The sequence below is a fragment of the Streptococcus sp. 20925_1_22 genome (genome assembly GCF_041431685.1).
In the GTDB taxonomy this organism is placed as follows: domain Bacteria; phylum Bacillota; class Bacilli; order Lactobacillales; family Streptococcaceae; genus Streptococcus.
The window spans coordinates 393,698-402,576 of the sequence record NZ_JAPVYE010000002.1 but is presented as its reverse complement, the minus strand read 5'-3'; the positions used below and the strand labels follow the sequence as shown (position 1 = coordinate 402,576).

General features: G+C 41.1%; 6 protein-coding genes. All 6 read right to left on the bottom strand.

Features of this window, described 5'->3' with window-relative positions:
• Window positions 1–142: 142 nt before the first annotated feature.
• Entirely contained in the window at window positions 143–1,069 is a 927-nt protein-coding gene (locus O3621_RS04455) for an ATP-binding cassette domain-containing protein (RefSeq protein ID WP_311154946.1), read from the bottom strand.
• A 10-nt stretch (window positions 1,070–1,079) separates the two neighbouring features.
• Window positions 1,080–2,147, bottom strand: coding sequence for an ABC transporter ATP-binding protein (locus O3621_RS04450; RefSeq protein ID WP_176798400.1), 1,068 nt, complete (start codon window positions 2,145–2,147; stop codon window positions 1,080–1,082).
• 8 nt (window positions 2,148–2,155) lie between these two features.
• Entirely contained in the window at window positions 2,156–3,082 is a 927-nt protein-coding gene (gene oppC, locus O3621_RS04445; protein WP_002898857.1) for an oligopeptide ABC transporter permease OppC, read from the bottom strand.
• Window positions 3,082–4,578, bottom strand: a complete 1,497-nt coding sequence (locus tag O3621_RS04440) for an ABC transporter permease (protein ID WP_004192144.1) — start codon at window positions 4,576–4,578, stop codon at window positions 3,082–3,084. The genes oppC and O3621_RS04440 overlap by 1 nt, the downstream gene beginning before the upstream one ends.
• 64 nt (window positions 4,579–4,642) lie before the next feature.
• Window positions 4,643–6,628: a peptide ABC transporter substrate-binding protein gene (locus O3621_RS04435; RefSeq protein ID WP_311154948.1), complete on the bottom strand. Its 1,986-nt coding sequence runs from the start codon at window positions 6,626–6,628 to the stop codon at window positions 4,643–4,645.
• A 232-nt stretch (window positions 6,629–6,860) separates the two neighbouring features.
• Window positions 6,861–8,831: a peptide ABC transporter substrate-binding protein gene (locus O3621_RS04430; protein ID WP_314450233.1), complete on the bottom strand. Its 1,971-nt coding sequence runs from the start codon at window positions 8,829–8,831 to the stop codon at window positions 6,861–6,863.
• Between the last annotated feature and the right edge of the window lie 48 nt (window positions 8,832–8,879).

Sequence of the window (8,879 nt, the reverse complement as noted above, 5' to 3'; positions counted from 1 at the left end):
AACTGTCAATACCTTTTTTGAAAAAAATTAAAAAATTATTATTTTTAAATTGGTGAATAGTTTTACATACCTTTGAGGATGGTAAATTGACCTACATTCTATCTTTTTAAAGGCGTAAAAAATGCCCTTGCGGACATTTTTTCTATTCTTGTTCTTGTTTATACTTTTCGAGTTCAGCTTTATTGGCCCAGACATAGTGTCCTGGACGAATCTCTGCCATTTCTGGTTTATCAACAGAATAATCGTGCTGTTCAGGATCATAGACCTTCAACACTTTTTTACGCTCCAAGATTGGATCTGGAATTGGAACAGCTGAGAGCAGGGATTGTGTGTAAGGATGGACAGGATGGTTGAACAGCTCCTCTGTCTCTGCCACCTCTACAATGACACCTTTGTAAATCACGGCGATACGATCAGAAATAAAACGAACTACCGAAAGGTCATGGGCAATAAACAGGTAGGTCAAACCCAACTCTTTTTGAAATTTTTTCAAAAGATTCAAGACCTGAGCTCGGACAGATACATCCAAGGCTGAGATAGGCTCATCAGCAATTACGAAATCTGGTTTCATAACCAAAGCGCGAGCAATCCCAATCCGCTGACGCTGTCCACCAGAGAATTCATGAGGATAGCGAGTTAAATGCTCAGCCAACAAGCCGACTTCATTGATGATATCTTTGACTTTTCTTTGACGGTCTTCTTCACTATCAAACAAGTGATAATTATAGAGCCCCTCAGAAAGGATATAGTCAACCGTTGCACGTTCATTCAGACTGGCAGCTGGGTCTTGAAAAATCATCTGAATCTTACGAATCAAATCCGCTTCTTCTGCTTTTGATTTTTTCCCGTTAATCTTTTTGCCTTCGTAGAAGATATCACCGGCACTGGTATCATTAAGTCCGATAATAGCTCGACCAATAGTAGTCTTACCAGAACCTGATTCTCCTACAAGAGAGAAAGTTTCCCCCTTATTGATGAAGAAATTCGCATTTTTTACTGCTACAAATTTCTTACTTCCTTCGCCGAAGGAAATTTCTAAATCTTTAATTTCAACTAATTTTTCAGTCATTTCCTTCCTCCTAAGCTTCTAATTGATTGAAGCCCATTTTTGAACGAATTTTTTCATGTAGGTTTTCGATAATCTCTGGCTTATGAACCTTAGGCGCATCTTCATGGAGCAACCAAGTCTTAGCCCAGTGAGTCTCAGATACATTGAAAGCCGGCGCTGCTTCTTCAAAGTCAATTGACATGGCATAGTCAGAACGCAAAGCAAAGGCATCCCCTTTGATTGGTGAATAAAGAGACGGTGGCGTTCCAGGAATCGAGTAGAGGGCACCATTTGCATCTGCTAGCTGAGGTAAGCTGGACAGCAAACTCCATGTATAAGGATGTTTTGGCTCGTAGAAGATTTCTTCAACTGTACCGTATTCGATAATCTCACCAGCATACATAACTGCAACCTTATCTGCAATACTAGCTACAACTCCAAGGTCGTGCGTAATAAAGATGGTTGTGAAATGATATTCTTGCTGCAAGGATTTGAGCAAGTCAATGATTTGCGCTTGAATCGTTACATCAAGGGCCGTTGTCGGCTCATCACAGATAAGAATATCAGGACGGCAAGCCAAAGCAATAGCAATAACAATCCGCTGACGCATACCACCTGAGTATTGGAAAGGATATTCTTCGAAACGTTTTTCCGCATCTGGAATCCCAACCTTACTCATGTAGTCAATGGCCATTTTTTTAGCTTCTTTGGCTGATTTTCCTTGGTGCTTAATAATGACTTCTGTAATCTGGCTCCCAATGGTGTTAATGGGATCCAAACTCGTCATCGGATCTTGGAAAATAGTCGCAATTTTTGCACCACGAATCGGCTCCCAATCCTTATTACTACGAAGAGTCGTCAAATCTTTGCCTCGGTAATCAATGGTTCCTTGAGCTACACGGCCATTTTCTTCTAGCATTCCAGTAAAGGTCTTGGTCAATACAGACTTACCTGAACCAGATTCACCAACAATAGCCAGCACTTCACCTTCAATCAAGTCCAGTGAGACTCCACGAATGGCGGTTAAGACACGATCGCGAACATCGAATTCCACGACAATATCGCGAGCAGTCAATATTACATTTTCATTCTTTGTCATATTTACTCCTATCTATGTGTACGTGGATCGCTGGCGTCGGCTAAGTTTTGCCCAACTACGAAGAAAGTGAGGGATACCAAAATCAAGGTTGTGAGCGGAATCCAAAAGAGGTAGGCATTGGTCGTCACGTTTTGAGAATAATCTGAAATCAAGCGTCCCAAACTTGGCACTGTTACAGGAAGACCTAATCCAAAGAAGGACAGAAAGGCTTCATAAGAGATAAAGCTTGGCAGCATCTGTGAAGTGGTAGTCACGATAACAGATACCAACTGCGGCATAATGTTCTTCGTAACAATCTTGAGAGTCGGTGTACCAAGAGTACGAGAGGCAAGGTTGTATTCCAAATCCCGATAGCGCATAATCTGCACACGGATAGTATAAGCAATACCGACCCAACCAGTAATCGTCATGGCAAAAATAAGATTCCAGAAACCAGCACCGATAGAGTAGGTCAAGACAATGACAATCAAGAGGGCTGGAATGTTTGAAATGATATTGTAGATTTCCATCATGACACGGTCGACTGTTTTGGAAATTCCCCAGATACCGCCGATGATAACTCCGATCGCCAGATTAATAACTGTCGCAATAATCGAAATGAGAATAGAGTTACGGGCACCAAACCAAACACCGTCAAAGAGAGACTTACCATTACTATCTGTTCCAAACCAGTACTGGGCACTTGGCTTGATATAACGCATGCTAAAGTCATTTACCTTACTCACGTCATTAAAGTCGAAGTTTGAAAACATAGGATAAATGAAGCTCATGAGAATAATGGCAATCAGAATTCCCAGCATAGTAATGGTTGATTTCTTTTTCAGAAATTGACGCATGACTGATTTCCAGTAAGAGTAGGCTGGAGCATCAATCGTTTCAGAGGCAAAATCGTCACGTTTGACAAATTGGAATTTGCTTTTATCAATTGTAGCCATTATTTACCTCCTTTTGATGTTAACTTGATACGTGGGTCCAGTACAGTCATCAGAATATCACCCAGCAAGAGGGCAAAGATAGACAGACATGTGAAGATGAATACAAGACCAACAACCATAGAGTTATTGGATGCCTTAACGGAATCAATCAACATCTTACCCATACCAGGGAAAGCAAAGACTGTTTCTGTCAAGGTTGCACCAGCAATAACTCCGACAATTGAAGCCGGGATACTGGATACCAGCGGCACCATAGCGTTTTTAAAGATGTGCTTGTTAGAAATTTCTTTTTCTGAGAGACCCTTAGCACGTGCAAAGCGGACAAAATCCTGAGACTGAAGGTCAATCATATACCGGCGAATCCAAACAGCTGTCCAAGGAGCACTCAAAAGCCCTAGAATAACAGCTGGCAGAACATAAGAACGCCAATCTCCCGCTCCCAAGATTGGGAAGGAATCTGGAAGACCAACGGCAGACCCCGCCAAACGGACAATGTAGACCAAGGCGATGGTTGGCAGTGACATCATAAAGGTCAAGCCTGCTGTAGAAATGCTATCAAACCATGTATTCTTGAGTCGAGCCATGTAGGATCCGAGCGGAATAGCAATCAGATAAGACAGAGCCACACCAATCAAACCAATAATGGCTGAGCTGGTAATCATGGAAGGATTTTGATAGTTGCTTTGAGTCGCTGTATAGGCATCTCCCTTACCAAACTTAGCAATGTCCTGTGAATCGGCTTTGCTTGGCGTCTTGTAAGTACGAGAATAAATATTAACAGACGATGTCTTTTTGCCTGTTGGGAATTGAACTTCAGAAGACTTAGTTTGTCCTTGTCCTTGCGTAATAACCTGCAGAACAGGGATATTGGCATAGGTTGGATAAGAATTACCTAAATTAAAGGTAATAAAGTTCTGGTGGACAAATGGGAACTGACCATTAAAATAAAGCAGATACTTATGCTTGGTACCTGAACCCACAAGAGACCAGCCAACAGAAGGATCATTTTCAAACCGGATATAACGCTCTAGGTTTGGATTTTCCTCATCTTGGATAACATTTGGATGGTCGATTTGAATCAAATTAGCATAGAACTCAAAGACACGTTCATACACAGGTACTTCGCGTACAGCGTAGAATTCTCCGCTCAGTGGGAATTTCTGCAATTTCCAACCATTACCAAGTTTATCAACATACTTCTGATAAATCTTCTCGTTTGCTTCAGTAGCTTCTGTGGTAACAGAAGAATCTTCCTTGCTGGCTTTCTCCTGCAGTTCCTTAGTATCATAATAGTCAATGTAACCCATCCGCTCAAAGATGGTGTTTTCATAGTTAGTCTTTTTATCTTTATTAGTCGCTATTTTATTATAGTTAGGATCCTGCTTGAAAATCAACCTTCTTGGCACCATAGTATAGATAATGGCATAAGTCAGGGTCGTCACCAAGAAAATCGACACAATTGAGCGTAAGATACGCATAAAAATATATTTTTTCATTTATCGTTTCCTTTAAATTCCAAAAGAACTTTCTCCTCTATTAGAGAAAGTTCTCTTAGCAAGCTTATTTCACGTGGTCTGCTAATTCTTCTTGAGCTTTTTTATTAGATTCCGCACGTTCTTTATTCCATTTTTCCTGAGCGCTATTATAATCTTTTGTCGTTACAGGCTCATCCTGCAATTTCATGTACTTATAACTTGCTGCTTCACGCGCCTTAGCACCAGACCAAGCAAACGGTGCTGAGAAAGGCACTACCTTAGTCAAGGTTGGACGGCCGGTTCTAGAAGTTACCGGAATCAACAAAGCACTATCAGTCAGCCAAGCCTGAGCAGCCGCATATTTTTCATATCGCTTGTTCAAATCTTGCTTTTCTGCACCCGCTTCGTCAACCAGCTTGGTATATTCATCCAAACCAACTTGTTTCGCTGCGGCATTATCTGTGCCATCAAATCCTAAGAAGGTCTTGGTGTTTTCACCACCAGGTTTGATGACATCTAGATAAGTAGATGGATCTTGATAGTCCGGAGACCAGCCGACATTATCTGAAATATCCCAGTCTTCTTCAGCAGCAGAAGGAGCAAACAAGGTAATGTTAGTCACTTCATCCTTAGACAATTGGTGAACATCAATTACAACATTATCTTTTCCTAAGGTCTTTTCAATAGACTGCTTGAGGGATTGAACACGTTGTACTTTAGAAGTAGCTGTTTGATCAACTGGAATGTCCAGATGAATTGGGAATTCTACTCCATCAGCTTTCAAAGCTTCTTTTGCTTTAGCAAATTCAGCCTTTGCTTTGTTCTCGTTATAGAGACCATCTTGACCATCTGAGAAGTCCACATCTTTCCATTCGTCACCATAAGTTACTACTTTTTCCTTAACTAGGTCACCGAAGGACTTGTCACTAGCCTGCACAAATGTAGGTGGGATGTAAAGGTTACGAAGAAGTTTGTCTGCTCCGTCCTTACCATTAATCTGAGAAGCATAGGACTCACGATTGAAGGCAAAGGTCAAAGCCTGGCGGAAGTCCTTGTTAAGCAAAGCTTTCTTAGTTGAAGTCTTTTGAGCTTCTGATGTCTTAGCAGTATGGTTGTACGACTGACGATCAATGTTTGTACCTACTAAGAAAGTTGAGGCATCTTGAGGTGTATAAACGATATTATCTTTAAAGTCTTTTTCAACCTTTTCATAAGTCGCACTAGTCGGGAAGAGTCTGGCTGTTGTCAGAGCACCTTGACTGAACTGATCAGCTAGTTTCCCTTGATCTTGTCCATCATAGAAAGAGAGTTTCACTGCATCTACGTGAACATTTTCTTTGTCCCAATAATTAGGATTCTTCTCAAATTGAATTTCAGATTTTGAAGTCAATGATTTGAGCAAGAAAGGTCCGTTATAAAGCAAGCTTGTTGGATCAGTTGCTTGAGCGAACTTATCACCTTGGTTTTTCAAAAAGTCTTTGTTTACTGGGTAGAGAATTCCCATTGTAGTTTTAGAATTCCAGAAGCTTTCTGGCTCATTAAGAGTATACTCAACGGTATGATCATCGACTGCTTTGATCCCTACTTCTGAGAAATCAATCTTCCCAGAAATATAGTCCTTAAGCCCTTTGACAGAATCCTGAACCAAGTAGATTGTTTCAGATTTATTGTCTGCCGCATACTTAAGACCTGTAACAAAGTCTTCTGCTGTAACATCTGCGTACTCTTCACCTTCGGAAGTATACCACTTAGCGTCTTTGCGAAGCTTATAAGTATAGGTTTTCCCATCTGGTGATACAGTCCATTCCTCTGCCATTGAAGGAACTAAGTTTCCATATTGGTCGTTTTCTAAAAGACCGTCAATGACATTGGCAGTCAAGTCTGTTGTAGCAGCCTTGCTTGAAGTGAGATAGTTCAAGTTTTCAGGATCTGTCTCGTAGATATAATTAAAGGTGTTAGAAGAGTCTGAGCTGCCTGACTTTGTGTTTGGCTTAGAGCCTGAGCAAGCTGCAAGAAAGCCAGCCGCAAGAAGAGTAACTCCTGCTAACGCAAGGACTTTGCTTTGTTTCATATGGGTTTCTCCATCTTTTAGATTTTTAGATTTAATTAAGATTATAGCATAGATAGTACTAAAAGTAAAATAAATTTTCAGAATATTAAGTTAGCTCACTAACACCCTAAGATGTTTATGTAATCAGGCTTCCTGCATGTTTGCTATATAGGATTAGACAAGCTCAAACTCGCTTATTCTATCTCTCAAATCATCAAAAACCCCACTGTTGCTACAATGGGATTTTCTTGATTTATTTGATATGTTCTGCGAGTTCTGCTTGAGCTTTTTTATTGGATTCTTCCTTTTCTTTTGCCCATTTTTCACGCGCTTTTTCATAATCTTTAGTCGTTATTGGTTTATCTTGGATTTCAACATATTTAAAACTGTATTCGCCCTTGTTTCCAGTCCAAGCAAATGGCCCTGAGAATGGAACAACCTTACGGACACTTGGTGTTGCACCAGATGACCAAGCTGGCATCAACAGAGCACTGTCTGTCAGCCAAGCCTGAGCTGCAGCATATTTTTCGTAACGTTTGTTAATATCCTCGTTTTCCGCAGCTGCGTCTTCCAAGAGCTTGTCATACTCTTCAAAGCCGGCCTCTTTAGCTGCTGCATTATCTGTTCCAGGGTCAAAACCAAAGTAGCTGTCAACATTCTCACCAGTCTTAGAGCCAGTGATTTCCAGATAAGAAGATGGATCGTTATAATCTGGACTCCAGCCAAGATTATTATTCAAGTCCCAGTCTTCTTGGGATGCAGAGGTTGCAAAGTAGGTGATATTATTCAACTCATCATCTGTCATCTGCTGAATATCAATTACTACATTGTCAGAGCCAAGATTGGCTTCAATAGACTGCTTCAATGACTGAACACTCTTAACGCCATTGGTATCTGCTGAGCTAACTGGAATATCCAGATGGATTGGGAATTCCACTCCTTCTGCCTGCAGCGCTTCCTTAGCTTTGGCAAATTCTGCCTTGGCTTTTTCTGGATTATAAAGACCATCCTGAGCGTCGTCTAATTTGACTCCCTTCCACTCATCACCGTAGCTAGCCAGATTTTCTTCTACAATGCTGCCGAACTCTTTACCATTAGCTTGAACAAAGGTTGGCGGAACAAAGGTATTACGAAGCTGCTTGTCTGCTGCTTCTTCGCCATTGGTTTGGGCAGAATAGGCAGTACGGTCAAAGGCAAAAAGCAGAGCCTGACGGAAATCTTTATTGAGCAGTGCTTTCTTAGTGGAAGATTTCTGTGCATCTGTTGTCTTGGAGGTATGCTCGTAAGACTGACGGTCAATATTAGTTGTAACGACGAAGGTTCCTGAACCTTGAGGAGTGTAGACGATATTGTCGCCGTACTGTTTCTTCACACTGGCAAAGTTGGAGCTATTTGGGAAAAGACGAGCGATGGTATAATTGCCGTCAGAGAAGCCACGCACCAGAGATTCTGTATCTTGACCATCATAGTAAGAGAATTTGACAGTATCAATTTTCACCTTTTCCTTATCCCAATAGTTAGGATTCTTCTCTAAGCTAATTTGAGATTTCGAGGTGATAGATTTCAAGATAAACGGACCGTTATAGAGAACACTGGTTGGATCTGTCCCCTGAGCAAATTTGTCACCCTTTGATTTCAGAAATTCTTCATTGATTGGGAAAAGAATCCCCATGGTTGTCTTAGAATTCCAGAAGCTTTCTGGCTGATTCAAAGTATACTGAACAGTAGAATCATCCACCGCCTTAACACCAACTTGGGAGAAGTCAGTTATTTTACCATTGACATAGTCGTCCAAGCCTTTAATGGATTTTTGAACGATATAGAGACCATCAGACTTGCTGTCAGCAGCATGCTTAAGACTGGTCACAAAGTCCTTAGCAGTCACATCTGCATATTCTTCACCATCAGAAGTATACCATTTCACTCCCTTACGAAGCTTATAAGTATAGGTCAGACCATCTTTTGAAACAGTCCAATCTTCCGCTAGAGAAGGCACTAAGTTACCATACTTATCACTTTCCAGCAAACCATCTACTACATTAGCCATAATCTCATTGGTTGCCCGCTTATTGGACACAGTGTAATCCAGCGTATCTGGATCTGCCGTATAAACATAGCTATAGTTTTTCCCAGATGAATTGGAGCCGCCAAACGAACAGGCAGCCAAAATTCCTGCAGAGAGAATGACAAGCCCAGCAGCTGCAGCTAACTTAGATGTTTTCATAAACTTCCTCCAGTTTTCATTAAGATTACTTTCATTATAGCACTTCTG